Annotated in this window: 28 protein-coding genes; 7 read left to right on the forward strand and 21 right to left on the reverse strand. The window is 73.6% G+C overall.

The features are described from left to right. Positions 1-124: 124 nt before the first annotated feature. From OEB99_RS14345 to OEB99_RS14385, 9 genes are all read right to left on the reverse strand, one after another. The gene (locus tag OEB99_RS14345; protein WP_263577963.1) at positions 125-1165 is read right to left on the reverse strand and encodes a zinc-dependent dehydrogenase; all 1041 of its coding nucleotides are present in this window, start codon (positions 1163-1165) and stop codon (positions 125-127) included. Further along, on the reverse strand, positions 1165-1626 hold the full coding sequence (locus tag OEB99_RS14350; protein ID WP_263577964.1) for a PTS mannitol transporter subunit IIA: 462 nt from the start codon (positions 1624-1626) through the stop codon (positions 1165-1167). The genes OEB99_RS14345 and OEB99_RS14350 overlap by 1 nt, the downstream gene beginning before the upstream one ends. Further along, positions 1619-1927, reverse strand: coding sequence for a PTS sugar transporter subunit IIBC family protein (locus OEB99_RS14355; protein WP_263577965.1), 309 nt, complete (start codon positions 1925-1927; stop codon positions 1619-1621). Before OEB99_RS14355 ends, OEB99_RS14350 begins: the two co-directional genes overlap by 8 nt. A gap of 139 nt (positions 1928-2066) precedes the next feature. Then, positions 2067-3245, reverse strand: a complete 1179-nt coding sequence (locus OEB99_RS14360) for a PTS transporter subunit EIIC (RefSeq protein WP_411910697.1) — start codon at positions 3243-3245, stop codon at positions 2067-2069. Between the two features lie 57 nt (positions 3246-3302). Further along, on the reverse strand, positions 3303-4286 hold the full coding sequence (gene pfkB / locus OEB99_RS14365; RefSeq protein WP_263577966.1) for a 1-phosphofructokinase: 984 nt from the start codon (positions 4284-4286) through the stop codon (positions 3303-3305). 200 nt (positions 4287-4486) lie between these two features. Further along, entirely contained in the window at positions 4487-5248 is a 762-nt protein-coding gene (locus OEB99_RS14370) for a DeoR/GlpR family DNA-binding transcription regulator (protein ID WP_263577967.1), read from the reverse strand. Positions 5249-5401: 153 nt separating this feature from the next. Then, a complete protein-coding gene (locus OEB99_RS14375; RefSeq protein WP_263577968.1) occupies positions 5402-5902 on the reverse strand; it encodes a hypothetical protein in 501 nt (166 codons plus the stop codon). 85 nt (positions 5903-5987) lie between these two features. Next, positions 5988-7112 (reverse strand): GuaB3 family IMP dehydrogenase-related protein, encoded by a 1125-nt coding sequence (locus OEB99_RS14380; RefSeq protein WP_263577969.1) that lies wholly within the window; start codon positions 7110-7112, stop codon positions 5988-5990. 28 nt (positions 7113-7140) lie between these two features. Beyond that, a complete protein-coding gene (locus OEB99_RS14385; protein WP_263577970.1) occupies positions 7141-7683 on the reverse strand; it encodes a DJ-1/PfpI family protein in 543 nt (180 codons plus the stop codon). A 133-nt stretch (positions 7684-7816) separates the two neighbouring features. Here OEB99_RS14385 and OEB99_RS14390 point away from each other — a divergent pair, with 133 nt between their 5' ends. Further along, complete coding sequence (locus tag OEB99_RS14390; protein WP_263577971.1) at positions 7817-8545, forward strand: exonuclease domain-containing protein; 729 nt, start codon at positions 7817-7819, stop codon at positions 8543-8545. Between the two features lies 1 nt (position 8546). Here the strand turns inward: OEB99_RS14390 and OEB99_RS14395 are convergent, their stop codons facing one another. The 4 genes from OEB99_RS14395 to OEB99_RS14410 form a co-directional block, all read right to left on the reverse strand. Next, positions 8547-9344: an inositol monophosphatase family protein gene (locus tag OEB99_RS14395; RefSeq protein WP_263577972.1), complete on the reverse strand. Its 798-nt coding sequence runs from the start codon at positions 9342-9344 to the stop codon at positions 8547-8549. Then, the gene (gene guaB / locus OEB99_RS14400) at positions 9344-10849 is read right to left on the reverse strand and encodes an IMP dehydrogenase (protein ID WP_263577973.1); all 1506 of its coding nucleotides are present in this window, start codon (positions 10847-10849) and stop codon (positions 9344-9346) included. Before guaB ends, OEB99_RS14395 begins: the two co-directional genes overlap by 1 nt. A 78-nt stretch (positions 10850-10927) precedes the next feature. Continuing rightward, positions 10928-11563, reverse strand: coding sequence for a response regulator transcription factor (locus OEB99_RS14405; RefSeq protein ID WP_263577974.1), 636 nt, complete (start codon positions 11561-11563; stop codon positions 10928-10930). Positions 11564-11717: 154 nt separating this feature from the next. Then, on the reverse strand, positions 11718-12620 hold the full coding sequence (locus tag OEB99_RS14410) for a MerR family transcriptional regulator (RefSeq protein WP_263577975.1): 903 nt from the start codon (positions 12618-12620) through the stop codon (positions 11718-11720). Positions 12621-12892: 272 nt separating this feature from the next. On the opposite strand from OEB99_RS14410, the gene OEB99_RS14415 reads away from it, so the two are divergent. After that, positions 12893-13183 (forward strand): WhiB family transcriptional regulator, encoded by a 291-nt coding sequence (locus OEB99_RS14415; protein ID WP_263577976.1) that lies wholly within the window; start codon positions 12893-12895, stop codon positions 13181-13183. Between the two features lie 150 nt (positions 13184-13333). Here OEB99_RS14415 and groES read toward each other — a convergent pair whose 3' ends face one another. Beyond that, positions 13334-13627: a co-chaperone GroES gene (gene groES / locus OEB99_RS14420; protein ID WP_263577977.1), complete on the reverse strand. Its 294-nt coding sequence runs from the start codon at positions 13625-13627 to the stop codon at positions 13334-13336. Between the two features lie 234 nt (positions 13628-13861). Here groES and OEB99_RS14425 point away from each other — a divergent pair, with 234 nt between their 5' ends. The 3 genes from OEB99_RS14425 to OEB99_RS14435 all read left to right on the forward strand — a co-directional run bounded on the left by OEB99_RS14425 (position 13862) and on the right by OEB99_RS14435 (position 17019). After that, entirely contained in the window at positions 13862-15055 is a 1194-nt protein-coding gene (locus OEB99_RS14425; protein ID WP_263577978.1) for a class I SAM-dependent methyltransferase, read from the forward strand. Next, positions 15052-16191 carry a glutamate--cysteine ligase gene (locus OEB99_RS14430; RefSeq protein ID WP_263577979.1) on the forward strand — a complete coding sequence of 380 codons (1140 nt, stop codon included), beginning with the start codon at positions 15052-15054 and terminating at the stop codon, positions 16189-16191. Before OEB99_RS14425 ends, OEB99_RS14430 begins: the two co-directional genes overlap by 4 nt. Before the next feature lie 189 nt (positions 16192-16380). Further along, positions 16381-17019, forward strand: a complete 639-nt coding sequence (locus OEB99_RS14435) for a hypothetical protein (RefSeq protein ID WP_263577980.1) — start codon at positions 16381-16383, stop codon at positions 17017-17019. On the opposite strand, the gene tsaD is transcribed toward OEB99_RS14435, so the two are convergent. Continuing rightward, entirely contained in the window at positions 17016-18065 is a 1050-nt protein-coding gene (gene tsaD / locus OEB99_RS14440; RefSeq protein ID WP_263577981.1) for a tRNA (adenosine(37)-N6)-threonylcarbamoyltransferase complex transferase subunit TsaD, read from the reverse strand. The genes OEB99_RS14435 and tsaD overlap by 4 nt on opposite strands. A gap of 147 nt (positions 18066-18212) precedes the next feature. Between tsaD and OEB99_RS14445 the strand changes: the two genes are divergently transcribed. Both OEB99_RS14445 and OEB99_RS14450 read left to right on the forward strand, forming a co-directional pair. Continuing rightward, on the forward strand, positions 18213-18824 hold the full coding sequence (locus OEB99_RS14445) for a malonic semialdehyde reductase (RefSeq protein WP_263577982.1): 612 nt from the start codon (positions 18213-18215) through the stop codon (positions 18822-18824). A gap of 60 nt (positions 18825-18884) precedes the next feature. Further along, positions 18885-19697 carry an alpha/beta fold hydrolase gene (locus OEB99_RS14450; protein ID WP_263577983.1) on the forward strand — a complete coding sequence of 271 codons (813 nt, stop codon included), beginning with the start codon at positions 18885-18887 and terminating at the stop codon, positions 19695-19697. A 22-nt stretch (positions 19698-19719) separates the two neighbouring features. Here OEB99_RS14450 and rimI read toward each other — a convergent pair whose 3' ends face one another. The 6 genes from rimI to OEB99_RS14480 form a co-directional block, all read right to left on the reverse strand. Then, on the reverse strand, positions 19720-20163 hold the full coding sequence (gene rimI / locus OEB99_RS14455; protein WP_263577984.1) for a ribosomal protein S18-alanine N-acetyltransferase: 444 nt from the start codon (positions 20161-20163) through the stop codon (positions 19720-19722). Next, on the reverse strand, positions 20160-20828 hold the full coding sequence (tsaB, locus tag OEB99_RS14460) for a tRNA (adenosine(37)-N6)-threonylcarbamoyltransferase complex dimerization subunit type 1 TsaB (RefSeq protein ID WP_263577985.1): 669 nt from the start codon (positions 20826-20828) through the stop codon (positions 20160-20162). The genes rimI and tsaB overlap by 4 nt, the downstream gene beginning before the upstream one ends. A 59-nt stretch (positions 20829-20887) precedes the next feature. After that, positions 20888-21403: a tRNA (adenosine(37)-N6)-threonylcarbamoyltransferase complex ATPase subunit type 1 TsaE gene (tsaE, locus tag OEB99_RS14465; protein WP_263577986.1), complete on the reverse strand. Its 516-nt coding sequence runs from the start codon at positions 21401-21403 to the stop codon at positions 20888-20890. Then, on the reverse strand, positions 21400-22557 hold the full coding sequence (gene alr, locus OEB99_RS14470) for an alanine racemase (RefSeq protein ID WP_263577987.1): 1158 nt from the start codon (positions 22555-22557) through the stop codon (positions 21400-21402). Before alr ends, tsaE begins: the two co-directional genes overlap by 4 nt. Before the next feature lie 129 nt (positions 22558-22686). Next, positions 22687-23325 (reverse strand): nucleoside/nucleotide kinase family protein, encoded by a 639-nt coding sequence (locus OEB99_RS14475; RefSeq protein WP_263577988.1) that lies wholly within the window; start codon positions 23323-23325, stop codon positions 22687-22689. Next, complete coding sequence (locus tag OEB99_RS14480; protein ID WP_263577989.1) at positions 23322-24872, reverse strand: bifunctional ADP-dependent NAD(P)H-hydrate dehydratase/NAD(P)H-hydrate epimerase; 1551 nt, start codon at positions 24870-24872, stop codon at positions 23322-23324. Before OEB99_RS14480 ends, OEB99_RS14475 begins: the two co-directional genes overlap by 4 nt. Positions 24873-24962 lie beyond the last annotated feature (90 nt).

A 24962-nucleotide genomic window follows, 5' to 3' on the forward strand; every position in this document is an offset into this window, starting at 1 on the left:
ACACGGAGCCCCGGCCCGGCCGCCCCGGGCGCCGGAAGAGACGGGGCGGGCGCCCCGGGGACGAACCCCGGGGCGCCCGGGTGGTGGCGCGCGCTCCGAGCCACGACGGCGCGCCGGTCCACCGTCAGGGCAGGATCGTCACCTTGATCGCCTCACCCCGGGAGACGATGCCGATCCCGTCCAGGACCTGGTCGAGCGACAGCTTGTGCGTGATGAGGTCGGCCACGGGGACCTTCCCGTCCGCGATGAGCTGCAGCGCCCGCTTGTTGTGCTCGGGGCTGGACCCGTTCGCGCCGACGATCGTCAGCTCGCTGTAGTGCACGAGGTTCGAGTCCAGCGTGATGGTCGGCTTGTCCTTCGGCAGCCCGCCGAAGAACGAGATCCGGCCGCCGCGGGCCAGCATCTGGAGCGCCTGCTCCTGCGCCGCACCGGAGGCCGCCGCGGTGATCGCGACGTCGACGCCGCGGCCGTCGGTGAGCTCGCGGACCTTGGCGATCGGGTCCTCCTCGGAGCTGCAGATCGCAGCGTCGGGGTGAACCAGGTCGGCCGCGAGGTCCAGCCGCTCGCGGGACAGCTCCACCAGGAAGACCCGCTTGGCGCCGTAGGAGCGGGCCAGGCGGACGTGCAGGCAACCGATCGGACCGGAGCCGACCACGACGACGTCGTCGCCGGGGTTGATCTTCACGAGCTCCTGCGCGTTGAGGGCGCACGCCAGCGGCTCGGCGACGCTCGCCTCCTCGAACGACAGGCCCTCGGGGATCCGGTTGAGACCGTCCACCTTGAGCACGTTCTCCGGCACCACCATGTACTCGGCGAAGCCGCCGTCGAAGTGGTAGCCCATCGAGACCTGGTTCGGGCAGATGTTCTGCTGACCCTTGGCACAGAAGTCGCACTCACCGCACGGGATCGCCGCGATCACCTGGACCCGGTCTCCCGCGGCCCAGCCGGCGACCTCGCTGCCGACCTCGACCACCTCCCCGGCGATCTCGTGCCCCATCACCCGCGGCGGGTGGATGTGGTGGTGACCGAACTTGGAGATCTTCACGTCGGTCCCGCAGGTGGAGCAGGCGCGGACGCGGATCTTGACCTCACGGGGGCCCGCGGTCGGTTCCGGCGCGTCCTCGAGGCGGACGTCACCGGGGGCGTGGAATCGGGCGACTCTCATCATTCTCCTTCGGTCGCGGCGCTCGGGGTGAGCATCCGCAGGACGGTGTCCGGATCGTCGGCGAGTCGCAGCGCCTCGGCCCGTTCGGGGACCACGAGGATCTGCGCGAGCTGGGCGAGGATGTCGACGTGCCCCTCGCCCTTCGCGGCGATGCCGATGCACACGGTGGCCGTGTTGCCGTTCCAGTCCACGCCGTCCGGGAAGCGCAGGAAGCACAACCCGTCGCGCACCACGGCTTCCTTGCCGGCGAGCGTGGCGTGCGGGATGGCGACACCTTCACCGATGTAGGTCGAGATGCTCTGCTCCCGCTCGAGCATCGCCGGCGGGTAGTCCTCGGTGACGCAGCCGGCCTCGACCAGGGCCCGACCGCAGGCGAGGATCGCCTCGGTCTTGTCGGCCGCGGTCTCCTGCAGCCGGATCGACCCCGGCGCGAGGAGCTCGGCCGGGTTCGTCTCAGACATCGAACGGCCGGCCGTTCTGCAGGGCCGTGACGACCTTGGTGACGGCGGGGTCACCGAGGAAGAGGTTGAACGGGACGACCGGCGTGCTGCCGGCCACGCCGCGTGCACGGTCCAGCAGGCCGGCGTGCGTGAGCACCAGGTCGGCGTCCGCGGGGATGCCCTGGACCGAGGTGTGCTCGACGGCGATGCCGGACTTCGCGAGCTGCTTCTTCAGGGTGCTGGCGAGCATGGCGCTGCTGCCCATGCCGGCGTCGCAGGCGACGACGAGCTTCTTGACGGCAGCGGGGTCGATGGTGGTCATTGAGAGTCTCCTTGGCTCGGATCAGGCTCGGATGTGGGGTGCACGGCAGACCTGGGGCGGGGAACCGCGGCGCCGGCATAGGCGCCGCGGCCTCCCCCCAGCGCCGGTCGGGGCCGCGCGCCCCGGCCGGGGCCCCAGCTCACGGACGCTGCTGCTTGGACTCCGCCTTGAGCTCGGCGACCTCTTCCTCGGCGGCCTTGAGCTCAGCCTGCACCTCTGCGTCGGACTCTGCCCGGGCATTGCGTCCGAAGCCCATCAGCAGCGCGGCGACCACGAACGACACGATCGTCGCCATCAGGATCGCGAGGAGCGGTCCCCACACGCCACCCTTCGGGAGCATCGCGATGTAGGCGAAGATGCTGCCGGGTGCCGGCGAGGCGACCAGGCCGGCGCCGGTGATGACGGCGGTCGCGACACCGGTGGCACCGCCGAGGATCGTGGCGGCGATCAGCTGCGGCTTCATCAGGATGTACGGGAAGTAGATCTCGTGGATCCCGCCGAAGAAGTGCACGATGATCGCGCCGGGAGCCGTCGGGCGCAGCGCGATCGGGCCGAAGAACATGATCGCGAGCAGCACACCGAGGCCCGGGCCCGGGTTGGTCTCGAGCATGAACAGGATGCTCTTGCCGGTCTCGGCAGACTGCTCCGCACCGAGCGGGGTCAGCACGCCGTGGTTGATCGCGTTGTTCAGGAACAGCACCTTGGCCGGCTCGATGATCAGCGACGCGGCCGGGAGCAGGTGGTTGTCGACCAGCCACTGCACGCCGTTTCCGGCCGCCGTGGTGATGGACTCGACGACCGGGCCGACGATGTAGAGGCCACCGACGGCCATCGCACCGCCGATGATGCCGGCGCTGAAGTTGTCGATCAGCATCTCGAAGCCGGCCTTGACCTTGCCCGCGATGGCCTCGTCGAGCTTCTTCACGATCCACGCGGTCAGCGGCGCGATCGCCATGGCGCCGAGGAACATCGGCACGTCGGTGCCGACGATGACGCCGACGGTCGCGATGGCGCCGACGACGCCACCACGGTGACCGTGGACCATCTTGCCGCCGGTGAAGCCGATGAGCAGCGGCAGCAGGTAGGTGATCATCGGGCCGACGAGGCCGATGCCGGTCAGGCCGGGACCGGAGAAGTCACCCCAACCACCGATCTTGTCGACCGGGATCCAGCCGACCTCGATGAACAGCGCGGTGATGAGGCCCCAGGCGATGAAGGCGGCGATGTTCGGCATGACCATCCCGGCGAGGTAGCCGCCGAATCGCTGGATGGTCGCCTTCGCCCCCGTCCCCGTGACGGTCGGTGTGTAAGCGCTCACTGGAACTCCTTTGTCCAGACGGGCACGAGGCCGGAGGGTCCCCGCGCGGTGGGAGTGTTAGTTGGTACCGACGAGAGGCTGGGGAAGGAACGCGTCGGTCTCGGTGTCCGTCAGGACCACCGCCGCTGCGGGGTCGATGTCGGACGGCCCGGGCATCTGGGTGCCCGGGAGCTGAACGGCCGCGGCACCCCAGGCCAGGGCGGCGGCGAGCGCGGCCCGAGGGCCGCTCGGAACAGCGGAGAGGTAGCCCGCGAGGAAGGAGTCGCCGGCACCCACCGTGCTGCGCGGCGTCGTCACGACGGAGGTGCCGACCAGGACCCCGGAGTCGTCGACCAGCAGTGCGCCGGCGGAGCCGAGCGAGACGAGCACGGTCCCGGCCCCGGTCGCGCGCAGCTCCTCCGCGGCGGCGACGACCTCCGCGCGCGAGGCGAGCGGCCGGCCGACGGCCTCGGCGAGCTCCTCGGCGTTCGGCTTGATCAGGTCCGGGCCCGCGGCGATCGCCTCGACGAGCGCCGGGCCCGAGGTGTCCACGGCGACCCGGGCTCCGCGCGCGTGCACGCGGCGGATGATGCGTGCGTAGACGTCGGTCGGCGCGCCGGTCGGCAACGAGCCGCACAGCACGACCCAGGCTCCCGGGGCGGCGGCCTCGACCGTCGCGTCGACGAGCTGCTCGAGCTCGATCTCGGAGAGTTCCGGCCCCGGTTCGTTGATCTTGGTGACCGTGCCGTCGGACTCGGCGACCGTCACGTTGGAGCGCGTGTCGCCGGTGATGGGCACGGTGATGGCGTCGACCCCCTCGGCGCCGAGCATCTGGACGATCTGCGCACCGACGGGTCCGCCGACCGGGAGCACGGCCCGCGCCGCGACACCGTTCGCCAGCAGCGCACGAGTGACGTTGACGCCCTTGCCACCGGGATGCAGGTGGCCACCGGTCGCGCGGTTGACCTCGCCGACCTCGAGACGGGGCACCTCGACGGTGCGGTCGAGGCTCGGGTTGAGCGTGATCGCGATCACTGCCCGTTCCTGCCCGTTCAGGCCCATCTTGTCTCCATCGACTGTTTGCTTCGTTGGTAATCCCTGTGTCTAGTTGCAAAGCGGGCAGCGTGTCAAGTGCTTCGCAGCAAAACAGACACAATCGGTATGGGACGGGTCAGAGCCCGTCCCCCGGACGAGTGAGGGGGTGAGGGGACGCGGACGAAGCACGCCCGCGCGGAGGACGGGCGAACCCCGCCCGCGAGGTCTCAGGCGCGAACGACGCGCGGTCCGGCCGCCTCGATCTGCTCGGCGAGCTCCGGCTCGAGGCCCACGTCGGTGATCAGCGTGTCGATCACGGACAAGGGGGCGACGTGCGCGAACTCCGACCTGCCGACCTTGGTGTGGTCGGCGAGCACGACGATCCGTCGCGACGCGGCGACGAGGGCACGCTTCACGCCCGCCTCGACGAGGTCCGGCGTGGTCAGACCCTGGTCCACCGTGAGCCCGTTGGTACCCAGGAACGCGACGTCGGCGAAGATGTCCTCCACGTCGCGCTCGGTCCAGCTGCCGACCGCCGCGAGCGTACGACCGCGGATCGTGCCGCCCAGCAGGTGCACGGTGAACGGTGGCCGGCTCGCCAACGACAGCGCGATCGGCAACGAGTGGGTGACCACGGTGAGCTCCCGGTCGGTCGGGAGCAGCTCCGCCAGGCGCGCGGTCGTCGTGCCGGCGTCGAGGATGATCGCGCCACCGTCGGGCAGCTCGTCGAGCGCGGCCTTGGCGATCCGCTCCTTCTGGGTCGCCATGAGCGTCTCGCGCTCGGAGACCTCGGGCTCGAAGCCGAGCCGCTCGACCGGGATCGCACCGCCGTGGACCCGGTGCAGCAGGCCGCGTCGCTCGAGAGCGGTGAGGTCGCGGCGCACGGTCTCAGGGGTGACGTCCAGGATCTCGGCGAGCTCGCGCACCTCGACGCGACCGTCGAGCCGCGCCTTGCCGAGGATCTCCTGCTGCCGCTCGGTCGCGTACACACCCGTCCCTTTCGCACGCCGTCCGGCGACCGCTGCTGCTCGGACCGGGCGTCGACCCGGGCACGACCGCCCTGACAAGCAGGGTAGGGCAACACAAGCGGGCAGAGCCGGACATCGACGGGGGTGCCGCGCCCCGACCCGTGGGGCGGGACGTCAGTTGACGATCGACACCCGGATCTCGTCGGGCTCGAGGTCCTTCGCCGCCGCGAGGGCCGAGACCAGGTGGGCCTCGGCGTCGGCGAGGTCGGAGACGATCACGCTCACGCCCAGCGCCTGGTTGCACCAGACCCGCCACCCCGCACCCTCCGGGTTCGCGCTCGCGGTGAAGTTCTGGATCCGGATGTAGTCGGTCCCGCCCCCGTCGGCCTGCCACCGGCGGTGCGCACCCGTGCAGGCGGCGGCGATCAGGAACTCCGGCGACTGCGCGTGGCCCACGAAGGGTTCGCTCGCGACCAGTCGGCCGCGCCCGTCGCGGATGTCGATCCGGGCGGTGCCCATCGCGGGCGAGCTGAACCGGTAGGTCCACCCGTCCGGCAGCTGGGGCGCGCGGGAAGGAGCGACGACCTCGTCGTCGGTGGCCTCGCCCGACGCGTGCCGGTAGGGCGCGGCTTCGACCTCTGTCTCGGTGCGAGCGGCACGGCGGAAGAGGGGCATCGTCGGTCCTCCGGTGGTCGGGCACATCCTCTACTGAGGGAATCGGGTCCCGTGGCCCCGGGCGCGAGCCGCCGAACGGGTGAACTCAGTGCGGCGTGTACGGCGAGACGACCACCTCGACGCGCTGGAACTCCTTGAGGTCGGAGTAGCCGGTGGTGGCCATCGCCCTGCGCACCGCGCCGATCAGGTTCAACGTCCCGTCCGCCAGGTGACCCGGACCGAACAGGATCTGCTCGAGCGTGCCGGCGGTGCCGACCTCCACCCGCTCACCCCTGGGCAGCAGCGGGTGGTGCGCCTCGGGACCCCAGTGCCAGCCCCGGCCGGGCGCCTCCGCCGCACGCGCGAGGGCTGCGCCGAGCATCACGGCGTCCGCGCCGCAGGCCACCGCCTTGACCAGGTCGCCCGAGCGGCCCACGCCGCCGTCGGCGATCACGTGCACGTACCGGCCGCCCGACTCGTCGAGGTAGTCGCGGCGGGCGGCCGCCACGTCGGCCACCGCGCTCGCCATCGGTGCGTGGATGCCGAGCGAGACCCGCGTGGTGTGCGCCGCGCCGCCGCCGAACCCGACCAGCACTCCGGCCGCACCGGTCCGCATCAGGTGCAGGGCGGCGGTGTACGTCGCCGCACCGCCGACGATCACCGGCACGTCCAGCTCGTAGATGAACCGCTTGAGGTTGAGCGGTTCGCTGCGCCCGGACACGTGCTCCGCGGAGACCGTCGTACCGCGGATGACGAAGAGATCGACCCCGGCGTCCACGACGGCCTTCCAGAGCTGCTGCGTGCGCTGCGGCGACAGTGCTCCGGCCACCGTGACGCCACCGGCCCGGATCTCGGCGAGCCGCTGCGCGACGAGCTCGGGGATGATCGGCGCCGAGTACATCTCCTGCATCCGGGCCGTGGCCTGCTCGGTCGGCAGCTCGGCGATCTCGGCGAGCAGCGGCTCCGGGTCGTCGTACCGCGTCCACAGGCCCTCGAGGTCGAGCACGCCGAGCCCGCCGAAGCGACCGAGCGCGACTGCCGTCGCCGGGCTCATGACCGAGTCCATCGGGGCCGCGACGATCGGCAGGTCGAAGTGGTAGGCGTCGATCTGCCAGGAGACCGAGACCTCCTCGGGGTCGCGCGTCCGGCGTGACGGCACCACGGCGACGTCGTCGAAGGAGTACGCGCGGCGACCGCGCTTGCCGCGCCCGATCTCGATCTCGTTGCTCACCCGGCCAGGCTAGCGGCGACCGCGCCCCTCACGCCGCCAGGCGCGGCAGGGCCTCGGTGAACGCCGGCAGGTCGTCGGCCCGTCGCATGGTGAGCAGCGGGTAGCGACGCTCGGAGACCACGGTCGGCTCGTCGACCCAGATCGCACCGGCGTTGCGGATGTCGGTGGCCAGGCTCGGGAACGACGTGAGCTCCTTGCCCTCCACGACGTCGGCCTCGATCAGCAGCCACGGCGCGTGGCTCGCCGCCGCGATGGGCTTGCCGGCCTCGGCCATCCCCCGGACCAGGGCGACCGCCGCCGGGTCCATCCGCAGCGCGTCGCAGCTGAGCGTCCCGCCGGGCAGCACCAGCATCGCGAGGTCGTCGGGGCACACCTGCGCGAGCGTCCGGTCGACGGGGTACGCACCGGCCGGGGCCGCACCGTCGAGCACCGTGAGCACGCGGCCGGCACGGGGCGCGACGAGCACCGGGCGCCCGCCCGCAGCCAGCACCGCCTGCCACGGCACCGCGAGCTCGGCGTCCTCCACGCCCGTGACGTCGGTGAGGAATCCGACGACGCGTCCCTCGAGCACGGCACACCTCCCCGACCCAAGGCTGCGCCTCCGTGCGCCGTCCCGCATCTCGGCGTGGCGGCTCCGCCGTGTCACCGCCTGCTGGCACAGTGACGAGCGAGGCCCGGGAGGGCGAGCGGCCGGGAGGTGTCCGATGGCGTGGGTCGACCAGCCGCTGGTCGGGTTCGACACCGAGACCACCGGCGTCGACGTCGATCGCGACCGGATCGTCACCGCGGCGATCGTGCGCCGCACCGCGAGCGGGACCACGGTCTCGCGCTGGCTGATCGACCCCGGTGTCGATATCCCGGCGGCCGCCACCGCGGTGCACGGCATCACGACCGAGCACGCGAGGGCATGGGGCGTGGCCCCCCGCGAGGCGCTCGACGAGATCGCCGAGACCCTGGCCTCCGCCGTCGTGCGCGCCGAGCCGGTCGTGGCGTTCAACGCGTCGTTCGACCTGACCCTGCTGGACGCCGAGCTGCGGCGGCACGGGCTGCCCACGCTGCCGGACCGGCTGGGTCACCCGCTCCGCGCCGTGCTCGACCCGCTGGTGCTCGACCGGCACCTCGACCGCTACCGGCGCGGCAAGCGGCGCCTCGCCGACGTGTGCGCGCACTACGGCGTCGCGGCCGAGGGCCTCCACGCCGCCGACGCCGACGTGGTGGCGACCCTCGACGTGCTGGCGGCGATGACGCAGGTCTACCCGCAGCTCGCCGGCACCGAGCCCGAGGAGCTGCACCGCCGGCAGGTCGACGCCCACCGGCTCTGGGCGGAGTCGTTCAACGCGTGGCGCCGGGACCAGGGGCTCGCCGGGCCCGGGGCCGAGACCACCTGGCCGTGCCGGGACGCGCGGCACCTCGGGGGCGCTGCGGTCGCCTGAGTCAGGCCCGCGGGTCCGGCAGCATCAGGCCGCGCACCCGGTCGAACGCGTCGGCGCTCCCCGCGGCGATCATCGGACCGGCCAGCCCGGTCGCCCGGTACGGGCTCGCGTCGACGCCGGCGACGACGCCACCGAGCTCGCGCAGCAGGGCCGTGCCCGGCGCGTGGTCCCACGGCCACCCGGCCCAGTAGCCGAGCGCGTCGACCTCGCCGTCGGCGAGCGCGGTGTACGAGCGGCCCGCCCACAGCGGCACTCCGAGACCGACCTCGAGGCCCTCGGCGGCCGAGCGCTCGGCGAGCACGTCGTCGTGGCCGCGGCTCGGCGCGATCCGCAACCGCGGCCGTTCCGGTCGTGCCGGCGGGGTCAGCCGGGCACCGTCCCGCCAGGCGCCGGACCCGCGCTCGGCGACCCAGGTGTGCCCGCGCGACGGCAGACAGATCCACCCGGCCACCGGCTCGCCCGCCTCGACCAGGGCAACCATGATCGCGTAGTCCGGCGCACCCTCCACGAACGCGCGCGTACCGTCGATCGGGTCGACCAGGAAGGCCCGCTCGAGCTCGGGAAGCGCGCTGAGCAGAGCCGGATCAGCCGCCGTCGCCTCCTCGCCGACCACCGGCACGTCGGGCGCGATCGCGGTCAGCCCGGCGGTGATCGCGTCCTCGGCCGCGGTGTCGACGACGGTCACCAGGTCGCCGGGGCCCTTCGCGCTGACGTCGTCCTCGGACAGGTCCCGGAAGCGAGGTAGCACCAGCTCGTAGGCGACCCGCTCGACCAGGTCCGTGACCGCGGAGATCTCCATCAGCGCGCCGAGTAGTTCGGAGCCTCGCGGACCATCTGGATGTCGTGCGGGTGGGACTCCTTGAGCCCGGCCGCGGTGATCCGGACGAACTTGCCCCGAGCCTGCAGCTCGGGCACCGTGCGCGCACCCACGTAGAACATCGACTGGTGCAGGCCGCCGACCAGCTGGTGCGCGACCGCACCGAGCGGGCCGCGGTAGGGCACCTGGCCCTCGATGCCCTCGGTGATGATCTCGTCGTCGGACAGGTCGCCCTGGAAGTAGCGGTCCTTGGAGTAGGAGCGACGGTCGCCGCGGGACTGCATCGCACCGAGCGACGCCATCCCGCGGTAGCGCTTGTACTGCTTGCCGTTGACGAACACGAGGTCGCCGGGCGACTCGTCACAACCGGCGAGCAGGCCACCGATCATCACCGAGTCGGCTCCGGCGACGAGCGCCTTGGCGATGTCGCCCGAGTACTGCAGGCCGCCGTCGCCGATCACCGGCACACCCGCCGGCCGGGCCGCGAGCGCAGCCTGGTAGATCGCGGTGACCTGCGGCACGCCGACGCCGGCGACCACCCGGGTCGTGCAGATCGACCCGGGGCCGACCCCGACCTTGACCGCGTCCACGCCGGCGTCGACCAACGCCTGCGACCCCTCGCGCGTGGCGATGTTCCCGCCGATCACCTGCACGTGCTCGGTCGCCGGGTCGGACTTGATCCGGCGCACCATGTCGAGCATCAGCCGGGCGTGCCCGTTCGCGGTGTCGACCACGAGCACGTCCACACCGGCGTCCACCAGCGCGGTGACCCGCTCCCACGCGTCGCCGAAGAACCCGACGGCGGCCCCGACCCGCAGCCGCCCCTCGTCGTCCTTGGTGGCGAGCGGGTACTTCTCCGACTTCGCGAAGTCCTTGACCGTGATGAGGCCCTCGAGCCGGCCGTCGGCGTCCACCAGCGGGAGCTTCTCGACCTTGTGCTTCGCGAGGATCGCCTGGGCCTCGGCGCGCGCGATCCCGACCGGCGCGGTGATCAGCGGCATCGCGGTCATCACGTCGCGCACCCGCAGCCGGGCGAAGTCGGCGGGGTCGATGAACCGCAGGTCGCGGTTCGTGATGATGCCCAGCAGCCGCCGGGAGTCGTCGACCACGGGGAGCCCCGACACCCGGTAGGTGCCGCACAGCGCGTCGAGCTCGGCCAGCGTGGCGTCCGGGCCGACCGTGACCGGATCGGTGATCATGCCGGACTCGGAGCGCTTCACCAGGTCGACCTGGTGGGCCTGGTCGGCGATCGGCAGGTTGCGGTGCAGGATGCCGATGCCGCCCTCGCGGGCGATGGCGATCGCCAGCCGGGACTCGGTCACCGTGTCCATCGCCGCCGAGACCAGCGGGATGCGCAGGGAGATGTCCCGGGTCAGCCGGGTGGTGGTGTCGACCTCGCTCGGGACGACGTCCGTCTCGGCAGGCAGCAGCAGGACGTCGTCGTAGGTGAGGCCGACGAACGCGAAGGGGTCGGGATGCTCGCTCACCCGACGATGGTACTTACCGCGACGCGCAGCGCCGGACGCCGTCCGCGTGCCGGAGCCGCCGTGCCCGCCCGGGCGCGCTCAGCTGATCAGGCCGGTCCGCAGCCCGATCGCGACCGCCTGGGCCCGGTCCGCGGCACCGAGCTTGCGGAACAGACGCCGGGCGTGGGTCTTGACGGTGTCCTCCGAGAGGAAGAGCTCGGCGCCGATCTGCGCGTTCGAACGGCCGTGGCTCATGCCCGCGAGCACCTCGAGCTCGCGGCGGGTCAGCTCGGACGTCCCGGGCTGCCGTCGGCCGGGCACCGCCTGGAGGGTGGGGCCACCGGCGGACCGCTGGGTCTGCTGCGGGACACCGGTCGGCAGACCGTGGGCGGCCACCGCGGCCAGCTCGCTGCGGTCGACGTCGGGGGGCAGGTAGCCGCGTGCGCCGAGCGAGACCGCGCGGTCCAGGGTGATCTCGTCCCCGGGCACGGCGAGCATGATGACGGTCGCGTCCGCGCCGAGGCCACGGATCCGGCGCAGCGCCTCGATGGCGCCCACGCCGGGCAGGTGTGCGTCGAGCAGGACCAGGGCGGGTGAGGTGCGCCGCACCAGCGCGATCAGCTCCTCGGCCGTCGCCGCGGACCGCGCGGGTACGAGTGCCGGCACGCCGTGCGCGGCCGCGACGATCCGGTCGCGGACGCCGGCCGAGCCGTGACACACGATGACGCCGGTCATCTGGCTCCTCCTGGTCGTCCCGGGCGGCGGGCGCCGCCCGATGATCACGGCGAAGTGCCGTGCGACTACCTCATCGGCCAGGAAGGGGCGCGACCTTAGGCCCGGACGCGGGTGAACCCGCCATAGCCCGGACGGGTGAACCCTGCGGAGCGGCTCAGCCGGCGACCGCGACGACCTCGTGGCACGCCCCGCCCAGGCTGCGCACGTGGTGCGCACCCGACGGCGCCACGCCGCGCCCCCGACGGTGCCAGAACACCGTGAGATCGGCGTCACGGGCCCCGAGCTGCGTCACGAGCTCGACCGCGAGCGGCGGCTCGGCGGCACCCACCAGCACGACGACCGCTCCGACCTCGGCACCGTGGACCGCGTCGGCGAGCGCGTCCGCGTCGCCACCGGTGAGCACCGCGGCGGGCACCCCGAGCGGCGCGAGGGCGCCGGTCAGCACGTGCGCCTCGAGGTCGGTGGCCGCACCGACCGGAACGACCAGGGCCCTCGGCAGGGCCTCGCGCTCGCCGCTCCTCGCGACCTGCGCGGCGGTGCGGCTGCGCAGCTCGGCGTAGGCGGCGCCCTCCAGGCGGTGGCACGCGCTGTCGCCCGCGGTCTCGAACGTCGGCTCGGCGGTGAGCGCGACGATCGCGGGGCCGACGAGGTCGGCGTACCAGGCGAGCGTGTCGCGCGGGTGCACCCGGGCGAGGAGCCAACGCACGGCCGCGGTGTCCGCCGCCCGGGCCGCCCGGACCAGGGCCTCGGGATCGGCGGGCATCTCGACGTCGGCGTACGCGTCGAGCACATCGGCCTCGGACGGGCCGGTCACCGGGGTACCGCTCGCGAGGGCCGAGCGCGCCGCCTCGCTGGGGGCGACCCCTTCGAGGGTGAGGCGTCGCATGGTCATGAGCCGCGCGACGTCCTCCGGGGAGTACCGGCGGTGCGCTCCGGCGCTGTGCTCGCTCGGCCCGAGCCCGTAGCGGCGGTCCCAGGTGCGCAGCGTCGCCGGAGCGACGCCGAGACGCCGGGCGACGGCCGCGACGGTGAGGGCGGCCTCGGGCTCGGCGGTCACCGCGGCTCCTCCGCCGCGTCCCCGGTGCAGCACATGACGCGATTGTGCCCAACCTCCGGCGCGATTGCCACCAGTGCGGGGTTCGCGCGCCGGCACGGGGCGCTCAGCCACCGCGGCAGGCCGCCATGACGTCATTCTCCCAGCGAACCACCAGCACATTCACAGTGAATCGTTTGGCTCAGGACCTTGACGCGATTGTGAAGCGGTTCTAGGTTGGTCGAAGTTCGTCCCGGCCACTCAGCCTCTCGTCCACTCAGCTTGGAGGACCACCCATGACGGAGATCTCCCGCCTTCCCGGCCCGGTCATGGACCTGTGGGAGTGGCAGTACGAGGGCTCGTGCCGCGAGGCCGACCCGACACTGTTCTTCCACCCGGAGGGTGAGCGAGGCTCCGCGAGGCGCCGTCGCGCGGCCGCCGCGAAGGCGATCTGCGCCGAGTGCCCGGTGATCAACGAGTGCCGTCAGCACTCCCTCGAGGTGCGCGAGCCCTACGGCGTGTGGGGCGGCCTCTCCGAGGACGAGCGGGCCGAGATCCTGGCCCGCCGCGTGCGCCGCGCGAGCTGAGGCACGGGCGCTGCCCGAGGCGGGGCCGGCCCCGAGCCGGTGGATGCGCCTAACCTGAGCTGAGACAGCACGACCCGAGACAGCACGACCCGAGACAGCACGACGAAGCCCCGGACCACACGGTCCGGGGCTTCGTCGATGGTGCTGGGCTCAGCTGACGATCGCGAGGATGTCGCGCGCGGAGAGGATCAGGAACTCCTCGCCGGCGTACTTCACCTCGGTGCCGCCGTACTTGCTGTAGATGATCTTGTCGCCGACCGACACGTCGACCGGCAGGCGCTGGCCCTTGTCGTCGAACCGGCCCGGGCCGACCGCGACGACCTCGCCCTCCTGGGGCTTCTCCTTCGCGGTGTCCGGGATCACCAGACCGGACGCCGTCGTCTGCTCCGCCTCGAGCGGTCGGACGACAACCCGGTCCTCGAGCGGCTTGATGGAGACCGACACTGCGGACCTCCCCTTCACAGTCGTGGGAAACGGATCAGGGCCGCTGGCCCGGTCTCCCGTCGTCGCGGGTGCCGGTCGACCTGACCGCTGCGGCTGGCGACCCAGCACGGGCCGCCAGGACAGAAATCTATGCGTCGCTTAGCACTCGGTCAACACGAGTGCCAGCGGAGGCTCCCGGCGCGTCCGCCGGGACACGTCACGGCACCCCCACGGCCCACCTGGCAGGATCGACGCATGGACGCCGATGCCCTCCACGCCCTGCTCAGCCCCGAGGGCTGGGCGCTGCTCGGCGCCCTGCCGCCGTACGACGACCGCATCACCCTCGCGCTGTCCGAGCGGCTGCGCTCGGAGGGCCTCGACCCCACCCTGGTCGCCGCGGCCCTCACCCAGTCGCGGCTGCGTGCCGCGGGCCGCGCCAAGTTCGACGACTTCGCGGACGGCATGCTGTTCACCCAGTCAGGCCTCGAGCAGGCCACCCGGTTCACGGTCGCCGCGCGGCACGCCCAGCGGTACGCCGCGGCGGGCTGCACCCGGGTCGCCGACCTCACCTGCGGGATCGGCGGCGACGCGATGGCGTTCGCGGCCCTCGGCCTGGGCGTCGTCGCGGTGGACACCGACGAGCTCACCGCCGCGGTCGCGACGGTCAACCTCCGGCACTTCCCCGAGGCCGAGGTCCGCCACGGCGACGGGCTCACGACCGACCTCAGCGGTGTCGACGGCGTGTTCGCCGACCCGGCTCGCCGCACCGCCGCGGGCCGCCGGGCGCACGACCCGAAGGCCTACTCGCCTCCGCTCGACGACGTGCTCGAACTGCGCGCCCGCGTTCCCGCGCTCGGGGTCAAGGTCGGCCCGGGCATCCCGCACGCGGCGCTGCCCGAGGGTGCCGAGACGCAGTGGGTCAGCGTGGACGGCGACGTCGTGGAGGCGGGCCTGTGGTTCGGCCCGCTCGCACCGCAGGGCCCTGGGCTCGGTGCGCTGCTGCTGCGCGGGCGCTCGGCGACCGAGGTGCGCACGCCCCCGGGCGGCGCGCCGGAGGCGGAGGCCGGCCCGCCCGGAGCCTTCCTGTACGAGCCCGACGGCGCGGTCATCCGCGCAGGCCTGGTGACCCTCGTCGCCCAGGAGGTGCGCGGCCACCTGCTGGACCGCACCATCGCCTACGTGACCTCCGACCACCTCGTCGCGACCCCGCTCGCCGCGTCCTACCGCGTGCTGGACGTCCTGCCGTTCGGGGTCAAGCGGCTGCGCACCGCGCTGCGCGAGCGCGGCGTCGGCCGGGTCACCATCAAGAAGCGCGGCACCGCCGTGGTGCCCGAACAGCTACGCACCCAGCTCGACCTGCGTGGCGACGCAGAGGCCACGATCGTGCTGACCCGGGTGCGCGGCGCCCAGCAGGTGCTGATCGTCGAACCGGCGACGGAGGGCTCATGAACACGATCCCGTTCACCCGGTCCGAGCGCTCGACCATCGGCGTCGAGTGGGAGCTCGCGCTGGTCGACGCCGACTCCGGCGACCTGCGCCAGGTCGCCCAGACCGTCCTGGACGCGGTCGCTCCGCCCGGTGGCGGCGAGCACCCGAGCATCAAGCAGGAGCTCCTGCTCAACACCGTCGAGATCGTCACCCGGGTGTGCCGGACGGTCGGCGAGGCGGGTCGCGACCTGCAGCGGTCGATCGAGGAGCTGCGCCGGGTGACCGACCCGCTGCGCGTCGAGCTGATGTGCGCCGGCACGCACCCGTTCGCGCGGTGGAGCCACCAGAAGGTGACCGACAAGCAGCGCTACGCGACCCTGATCGACCGGACCCAGTGGTGGGGCCGGCAGATGCTCATCTACGGCGTGCACGTGCACGTCGGCATCGAGGACCGCGCCAAGGTCATGCCGATCCTGCGGGCCATGCTCACCTACTTCCCGCACATCCAGGCCCTGAGCGCCTCGTCACCGTTCTGGGGCGGCAAGGACACCGGGTACGCGTCGAACCGCGCGCTGATGTTCCAGCAGCTGCCCACCGCCGGCCTGCCGTTCCAGTTCGAGACCTGGGAGCAGTTCGAGGCCTACACCGCCGACATGCTGCACGTCGGCGTGATCGACCAGGTCGACGAGATCCGCTGGGACATCCGCCCCTCGCCCCGCTTCGGGACGCTCGAGATGCGGATCGCGGACGGCTCGCCCAACCTCACCGAGGTGCTCGCGTTCGCCGCGCTCATCCACTCCCTGGTCGAGCACTTCTCCACGTTGCTCGACGAGGGCAAGGAGCTGCCGACCCTGCCGCCGTGGTTCGTGCAGGAGAACAAGTGGCGCTCGGCGCGCTACGGCATGGACGCGATCATCATCCTCAACCGCGCCGGCGACGAGGAGCTCGTCACGGACAACGTCGAGAAGCTCCTGACCGAGCTGATGCCGACCGCCGAACGCCTCGGCTGCCACGAGGAGCTCGGCCAGCTGCGGACCATCCTGCGCAAGGGCGCGTCGTACCAGCGGCAGCGGGCCGTGGCCCGGCGCAACGACGGCGACCTCGGCGCCGTGGTCGCGTCCCTGGTCGCCGAGATGCGGGCCGGCCGGCCGCTGTAGCGCTCTCGACGGCGGACCAGCCCGACGTCGACCACCCGCGCCGCGCAGAGCGGGACCGCGTCGTCGTTGATCGAGGTGCCGTCTGATGTACGTCGAGGTCGACCTACCGCATTGCCGACCACACCACCGACCACCCGCCCGCCGGCCCACTCCTTCCGCAGCCGGCCGGCGGGGTGCCATGCTGCGCGCATGACGGTGCAGGGGGCGACCGGCGAGGCAGCCGCGAGCGACGACCGACGCGCGCGATCCTCGCGCTTCTCGCGTCCGAGGCATCCTGCGTGGTGGATCGCCCTCGGCGTGGCGGTGGTGCTGCTGGTGACGTGGGCTGTCGTCGCGACCCGCCCCGCACTGGTCGACGCCGGTGCGGCCTACACCGATCCGGTGTTCGTCCAGACCGACGACGGCTGGGCGAGCGGCACCGAGGTCTGGTCCACCTGGGACACCCCGGACGGCGGCTGGGTGAGTGTCGCCCTGCAGAACACGCGATCGTGGGCGGTCACGGTGTCGGTGCCGCCGAGAGCTCTCGCCGACCTCGATGTGCAGGTGGCGAACGATGAGGACTGGCTGCACCTGGTCGACCTGCGCCCCGAGTCGCTCGACCTCAGGGACAGCGTGCGCGTGCCCCCGCACGGCATCGTCGTGGCTGCGGTGCACGTGAGCGGGCGGTGCTTCGCTATGGCGGGTGGCAGTGCGCGGTTCGCGGATGCGGTCACCCTCGAGGTGACCGGTCTCGGGCTGACGAGGAACCAGACCCTGGCGCTCCCTGCGCAGTACGAGGCCGGCTACACGACCGACCACACGCCGCCGGCGGACTGCCCGACGCCCTAGACGAGCACCCGGGTCAGCGGCATCGAGGAGTCGACCGGGAGGTCCAGCGGCGAGGGCGGCAGGTCGCGGCGGAGCACGGCGGCCCCCATGGCCGCGATCATCGCGCCGTTGTCGGTGCAGTACTTGATCGGCGGGATGCGCACGTCGATGCCGGCCTCCGCGCACCGCAACGTCGCCATGTCGCGCAGCTGGGAGTTGGCGGAGAAGCCACCGCCGACGATCAGGGTCTCGACGCCGTGCGCGTGGCACGCCGCGATGGTCTTGGCGGTGAGCACGTCGGACACGGCCGCCGAGAACGACGCGGCGACGTCGTTGAGCGGGATCTCCTCGCCCGCGTCCTGCTTGGCCTCGACCCAGCGGGCGACGGCCGTCTTGAGGCCGGAGAACGAGAAGTCGGTGGCGTGCGCGGCCTGGTCCTTCGCGGCGGTGAGGCCGCGCGGGAAGCGGATCGCCTCGGGGTCGCCCTCGCGCGCGAGGCGGTCGATGTGCGGGCCGCCCGGGTAGGGCAGGCCGAGCAGCCGCCCGACCTTGTCGAACGCCTCACCGGCCGCGTCGTCGAGCGTCTGGCCGAGCTCGGTCACGCCCACGGTGTCGTCGAGGAGCAGCAGCGACGAGTGCCCCCCGGAGACGACCAGGGCCATCACCCGCTCGGGGAAGAGCCCGTCGACCAGCTCGTCGACCACCGCGTGGCCGACCACGTGGTTGACGCCGTAGAGCGGGATCTCGAGCCCCACGGCGAGCGCCTTGGCGGCCGCGGCACCGACAGTGAGCGGCCCGACCAGGCCCGGGCCCGCGGTGACGGCGACGGCGTCGAGGTCTCCGAGCTCGATCTCGGCCCGCTCGAGCGCGGCGGACACCACCGGGATCATCTGCTCGAGGTGGGCACGTGAGGCGATCTCCGGGATGATCCCGCCGAACCGGGCGTGCTCGTCCATCGAGCTCGCGACCACGTCGGACAGCAGCTCGGAACGGTCGTCGGTGACCCGCACCACGGCGGCCCCGGTCTCGTCGCACGAGGTCTCCAGGCCGAGGACGAGTCGCGACATGGCTCCAGGGTAGGGCCGGCACGGGCCTCACCCGACCTCGGACCGGAGCGCCTCCAGGTCGGCCGGGCACCGGCCTGGCGCGAGACTCACAGCACAGTCATCCCAGGTCCGGGAATGAAGACAGGGTCGTGCAATGTTCAACTGTCCATGACGCAGACGACCCAGCTCGACACCCTGACCGACCTCGGCGCCCTGGCGCCGCTGTTCCTCGACCGCCGCACGGCACGCGAGTGGTCCGACGAGGCCGTCCCCGACGCTCTCGTGGCGTCGGTCTACGACACCGTACGCTGGGGCCCGACGCTGATGAACACCTCGCCGCTGCGTCTGCTGCTCGTGCGCACCGACGAGGCCCGAGAGCGCCTCGTCGACCACATGAACGACGGCAACAAGGCTCGCGTCCGCAACGCCCCCCTGACGATCCTGGTCGCCGCCGACACCGCGTTCCACGAGCACATGGACGTCCTGGCGCCGCACGTGCCGCAGGCGGGCGAGCGCTTCGCCACGAACCCGGGGCGCGAGCGCCTCGCGCGCGAGCAGGCCTGGCTCCAGGCCGGCTACCTGGTGACCGCGCTGCGGGCAGCCGGGCTCGACGTCGGGCCGATGTCCGGCATGGACGCGGCGGGCATCGACGCCGACCTGCTCACCGGCACCGCGTGGCAGTCCCTGATGGTGCTCAACGTCGGCTACCCGGCGCCCGAGGACTCCGCCTTCCCGCGCGCGCCCCGCCTCGCGGTCGACGAGGCCGTCCGGGTCGCCTGAGCAACCCGGAGCCACCACCTGCCCGGACCGTGTCGGTGGCGCGTGGAAGGCTGACCAGCCGTGGCAGCCACCCCGCAGACGTTGCAGCACGTCGAGCACGGCACCGGGACGCCCGTCCTCGCCGTGCACGGCTGGGGCCCCGACCACCGGATCGTGCTGGGGTGCCTCGAGCCGGTGTTCAGTGCCCGGCCCGGGTACCGGCGCCTCTACCCCGACCTTCCCGGGATGGGCCGCACACCGGCCGAGGTCGACTCGGCGGACGGGGTGCTGGCCGCCCTGCTCGGGTTCGTCGACGCCGCGATCGGCGAGGAACCGTTCCTGCTCGTCGGTGAGTCCTACGGCGGCTACCTGGCGCGCGCCGTGGCCAGAGCACGGCCCGGGCAGGTCCTCGGGCTCGCACAGATCTGCCCGGTCGGCCCCGTCGCTCGCACCGAGCGCGACGTGCCCCCGCTCCAGGTCCTGTGGTCCGAGCCGGACGGCGTCGACGGGCCCCCGAACGTGGTCGCGGCCTTCGCCGACCTCGCCGTGGTGCGTTCACGCGAGGCCCTCGCGCGGTTCACCGAGCACGTGCACCCGGGCCTCGTCGCCGCCGACCAGGCGGCGCTGGCCCGGATCGCGCGGTCCTGGTCGCTGAGCGACGACCCCGACGCCGCGGACCTACCGCCGTTCGAACGGCCGAGCCTGGTGCTCCTGGGCCGTCAGGACTCCGCCGTGGGCTACCGCGACCAGCTCACGCTGCACACCGCCTGGCCACGCGCGACGCTCGCCGTGCTCGACGTCGCAGGCCACAACCTCCAGCTCGAGCAACCGGCGGTCTTCGAGGCGCTCATGGTCGAATGGCTCGACCGCGTCGCCGGACGTCGGCCGCGCTGACCTGCCGCGCCGGCCCGAGCGCTCAGAGCATCAAACGCATGGTCCAGGCGTCGACGTCCTCGGGCTGGTAGTACCGGGGGCGTCGCGCCAGGATCTCGAAACCCTCAGCCGTGTACAGCGCGAGCGCGGCATCGTTGTCCACGGCGACCTCCAGGAACATCGCCGAGGCCCCGAGCCCGCGCGCGTGGTCGAGCAACGCACGCAGGAGGATCCGCCCGAGGCCGTGGCGTTGCGCTCGCGACGCGACCCCGAGGGTCATCACCTGCGAGACGTCACCGTCGAACCACGACCCGGCGTAGGCCAGCACGGCATCCTCGTCGTCGGTCATCGCGACGTAGTACCGCCCCGGGGCGGTGAGCTCGTCGCGGATCATCGGCTCGGTCCACGCGGAGCGCGCGAACAGCTCACGTTCGAGAGCCGCGACCGTGGGCACGTCGGCCTCGACGAGCGAACGCAGGCCCGTCACCCCGTGGCCCGCTTCCGCGCCCCCGGCGGCACGGCATCCGGACGGCGCAGGTACAACGGCTCGGTGGGCTGGTCGACACCCCGGGCGGCGCGGGCGACGGCGAGCCGTGCGAGCACGACCGGGTCCAGCGACGTCGGCCCGCTCGCGGGCAGCCCGACCACCTCGCTCAGGGAGGCGGCCGTGGGGCCGACCAGGACTGCCGCGCCACGGCGCTCCAGGTCGGCCGGGTGCACGACGTCCTCGTTGCCCGTCGCCTCGACGTCACCCTCGTGGGCCGAGGCGCGGAACCAGCCCGCGTAGACCTCCTTGCGGCGGGCATCGGTGACCACCAGCACGTCGCCCTCGGCGCCCGTGTCGAACGCCTGGGCGGCCAGCACCTCGAGGCTCCCGACCCCGTGGACCGGCACCCCGGTCGCGAAGCCGAGCGCCCGCGCGGTCACCAGACCTGCGCGCAGCCCGGTGAACGGCGCCGGCCCGGTGCCCACCGCCACCGCGTCGATCTCGCGCGGGCGCAGCCCGGCCTCGGCGAACACCTCGGTGATCAGCGGCGAGAGCAGCTCGGCGTGGCGACGCTGCTCGGTGGCGGTGCGCACCGCGAGCGCGACACCGTCACGCACCAGCGCCACCGCGATGTCGGCGGACGTGTCGAGAGCGAGGACCAGCACGCGCCCATCCTGGCATCCGCCGACCGCCACCGCGGACCCGGCGCGGGCCGACCCACGGATCAGGGCTCGGGCAGCTCGACGCCGGCCCACCGCGGCCCGACGCCCCGAACCGTCAGGCGACGCGGCACCGCGACGTCCTCCTCGGCGGAACCCTCGGCGACCGCGCCGCCCGCGCCGCCGTGACCGCGGTCGAGGGTCACCTCGAGCCGGTCGGTGGACAGCACCTCGACGAGGCCCTCACCCCACTCGACGACGGTCACCGACTCCTCGAGCGACGTGTCGAGGTCCAGCGCCTCGAGCTCGTCGAGCGAGCCGAGCCGGTAGGCGTCGACGTGCACGAGGGCCGGGCCCCCGCCCAGCGGCGGGTGCACGCGGGCGATGATGAAGGTCGGCGACGCCACCTGGCCACGGACGTCCAGGGCCGCACCGATGCCCTGGACCAGGGTCGTCTTGCCCGCCCCGAGCGGGCCGGTCAGCAGCACGAGGTCGCCCGCCCGAAGCAGCCCGGCGAGGGCCCGTCCGTAGGCACGGGTCGCCTCGGGGTCGGCGAGCGTTCCGGTCAGGGTGTCGGTCATCGCTCCCCCAGGTAGACCCGTGGCACCCGGGCGCCGATCCGCGTCACGATCTCGTAGGAGATCGTCCCGACCACCTGCGCCCAGTCCTCCGCGGTCGGCTCGCCGTCGTCACCCGCACCGAACAGCACCACGGTGTCCCCTGCGGTCTCGGTCGCGTCCGGCCCGAGGTCGAGGACGACCTGGTCCATGCACACCCGCCCGGCCACGCCGAGCCGGCGTCCGCCCACCTGGATCGGCCCTCCCCAGGCATCGGCCGTGCCCGACGCGTGCCGCGGCAGCCCGTCCGCGTAGCCGATCGGCACCAGGCCGAGGACCGTGTCCCGGGTCGTGGTGTAGGCGTGGCCGTAGGACACGCCCTGCCCGGCCGGGACGACCTTGGTCAGCGCGAGGTCCGCCTCGAGCCGCATCGCCGGGCGCAGGCCGTAGTGCGCGGGATCGCCCAGGTGCGGCACGGGCGAGAGCCCGTAGACCGCCAGACCGGGCCGCACGAGGTCGAAGTGCACCGACGGGTCGGTCAAGGTCGCGGCCGAGTTCGCGAGGTGGCGCACCTCGAGCCGCGCGCCGCGTGACTCCGCGAGCGCGATCGCGTCGGCGAACACGCCCGCCTGCGAGCGCACCGTGGGGTGGCCCGGGTCGTCCGCCCAGGCGAAGTGCGACCAGATCCCCACGACGCGCAGCAGACCCTCGGCCTCAGCACCCAGTGCCGCGTCGAGCATCGCGGGCAGCTCCACCGGAGTCACCCCGTTACGGCCGAGACCGGTGTCGACCTTGAGGTGCACGCGCGCGGTACGTCCCGTCGCGCGCGCGGCGTCGATGACCTCGACGAGGGTCCACGCCGCGCCGACCGACAGGTCCACGTCGGCCCGGATCGCGTCGGCGAACGCCGCACCCGGCGCGTACAGCCAGGACAACAGGGGTGCGGTCACGCCGGCCGCGCGCAGCGCGAGCGCCTCGTCGAGCTGCGCGGTACCGAGCCACGTGGCGCCACCGGCGAGCGCGGCGCGCGCGGCCGGCACGAGTCCGTGGCCGTAGCCGTCGGCCTTGACCACCGCGAGCACGGCCGCGGGTCCGGCGAGCTCCGTGAGCCGGGCGGTGTTCGCGCGGATGGCGGCGAGATCGACGACGGCACGGGCGGGGTAGGTCACGGCGCCCATCCTCGCACCGCGGACGCCGCCGCCCGGCACCGTCTCACTGCGTCCATCGTGTCGCCCGCGGGCCCTCTACCGGCGTACCACCACCGGTCGTCCGTCACCGCCGCACGACTCTCCATCGCAGCCTGCGCGTCACCGCCGCACGACGCGGCTCGCCCGACCCCGGCCGGCCGCGACCAGCCGGGCGTTGGCCTCGTCCGAGCGCAGCACCCACTCGCGGGCCGCCGCCGGGCTGCGCCCGTGCGCGACGTGCCGGGCGACCAGCCGCTCGACCCGGACCTCGTCGTCGAGCTCGAGGTACCAGGTCTCGTCCAACAGCGACGCGACCTTGCCCCAGGCCCCGTCGTCGTGCAGCAGGTAGTTGCCCTCGACCACCACCAGCGGGACGTCGCCCGGCACCGGGATCGCGCCGGCGATCGCCTCCTCGAGCAGCCGGTCGAAGCGCGGGGCGTACACGACCGGGTCGTCCGGCCGCTGCCCGCCGAGGCGGGTGAGCAGCGCGACGAACCCCTCGGCGTCGAACGTGTCGGGCGCCCCCTTGCGGTCCGCGCGGCCGAGCCGTTCGAGCTCGGCCTGGGCCAGGTGGAAGCCGTCCATCGGCACGAGCACCGCGCGGCCGCCGAGCGCAGCGACGACCGCATGGGCCAGTGTGGACTTGCCGGCGCCGGGCGGACCGGCGATCCCGAGCAGGGTCCGGCCGCCACCGGCGAGCACCGCGGCCCGCGCGAGCAGCTCGGCGTCGAGGTCCGCCCCGTCGGCGGGCGCGGTCATCCGAGCAGCCCGGCGAGCACGGCCGGGACCGCCGACGCCACGCGCGACGCGGTCACCGGGCCGCCGCCCGATGCGGCCACCGCGGCGCGACCGTGCACGGACGCCGCCATCGCTGCGGCGCGGGCCAGCTCGTCCGGGAGCAGCGACTCTCCCGGAGCCTGCGCGGCCAGCGTCGCGAGCAACGCACCGAGCAGGCCGGCGAGCACGTCCCCGGCCCCCGCCGTCGCGAGCCACGGGGTCGCATCGCCCTGGGCGTAGACCGCCTCGGCGGCGACGACCAGCGTGACCGCGCCCTTGAGCAGGACGGTCGAGCCGGTGCGCGCGTGCGCCTCGCGGGCCCAGCGCAGCGGCTCGGCCTCGACGTCCTCCCGCGCGACGTCGGCGCCTCGGCCGCGGAGCAGGGCCGCGAGCTCTCCGGCGTGCGGCGTCAGGACCGCGGACTCCGCCCGCTCGGGCAGCAGGTCGAGTGCGCCCGCGTCGACGACCACCGGTGCACCGTCGCGGAGCACCGCGGCGAGACGCTCCCGAGCCACCCCGAGCCGCTCGCCCGCGAGACCCGGACCGATCACCCAGGCCTGCACCCGGCCGTCGCCGGCCACGACCTCCGGGTGTGCGGCGAGCACGGTGTGCGTCACGTCCGGCGGGCCGACGTAACGCACCATGCCGACGCCGCCGCCCTGTGCGCCCGCGACGGTGAGCACGGCCGCACCCGGGTACTCCGCGGAGCCGGCGAGCACCCCGAGCACCCCGCGGGAGTACTTGTGGTCGTCCAGCGCGGGCCGGGGCCACCCCACCACGAGGTCCGGTCGTTCGACCCGCAGCACGGCCGGCCGCGCACCGTGCTGGACCAGGACGTCCGTGAGGGCCAGGTCCACCACGCTGAGCACGCCGGCCAGGGGCGCCGCCGGCGGCAGGAGGAGACCCGGCTTGGGCACCCCGAACGTCACCGTGCGGTCGGCCGGCAGCACCGGGCCGGGCACCGTGCCGTCGTCGACGCCGATGCCGCTCGGCAGGTCGACCGCGACGACCGTCGGGCCCGCGTCCCCGGCCTCGGCGAGCAGCGGGTCGAGCAGCTCCACGAGCGATGCGGCCGGCTCCCGCAGCCCACCTCGACCACCGATCCCGAGCAGGCCGTCCAGCAGCACGTCGGCTGCGAAGGCCTCGGCGACCGCGTCACCGACCCAGACCGGCGTGCCCGGGGCGTCGTCGGCCACGGCGAGCACGCGGCCGCCTGCGGTGCGCAGTGCGACCAGGCCGCCCTCGTGCAGCGGCCCGAGCGCCAGGGCGGTCACGTCCGCCCCGCGCCCGGCGAGCACCGCCATGGCGTGCAGCGCGTCGCCGCCGTTGTTGCCCCGCCCGACCAGGGCGACCACGGTCGAGCCCACGACCGGTTCGGCGCGCGCCGCGAGCTCTTCGCGGACCACGCCGGCGAGCGCGGTCGCGGCGCGGTGCATGAGACCGCCGTGGAAGCCGCGCTCGGCGGCGAGCAGCGGCTCCTCGGCGGAACGTACGTCGGCAGCGGTGTAGGCCTCGATCACGCGTCCCATCCTGGACCGCCGGAGCCACCGGCGCAGGTGACGCGCACCCAGCTCCCGCGTTCGCGCCGACGCCGCCGCCGGCACCGGCCCGCCGGACCC

Origin of the sequence: Actinotalea endophytica, assembly GCF_025717005.1 — a bacterium.
In the GTDB taxonomy this organism is placed as follows: Bacteria; Actinomycetota; Actinomycetes; order Actinomycetales; family Cellulomonadaceae; genus Actinotalea.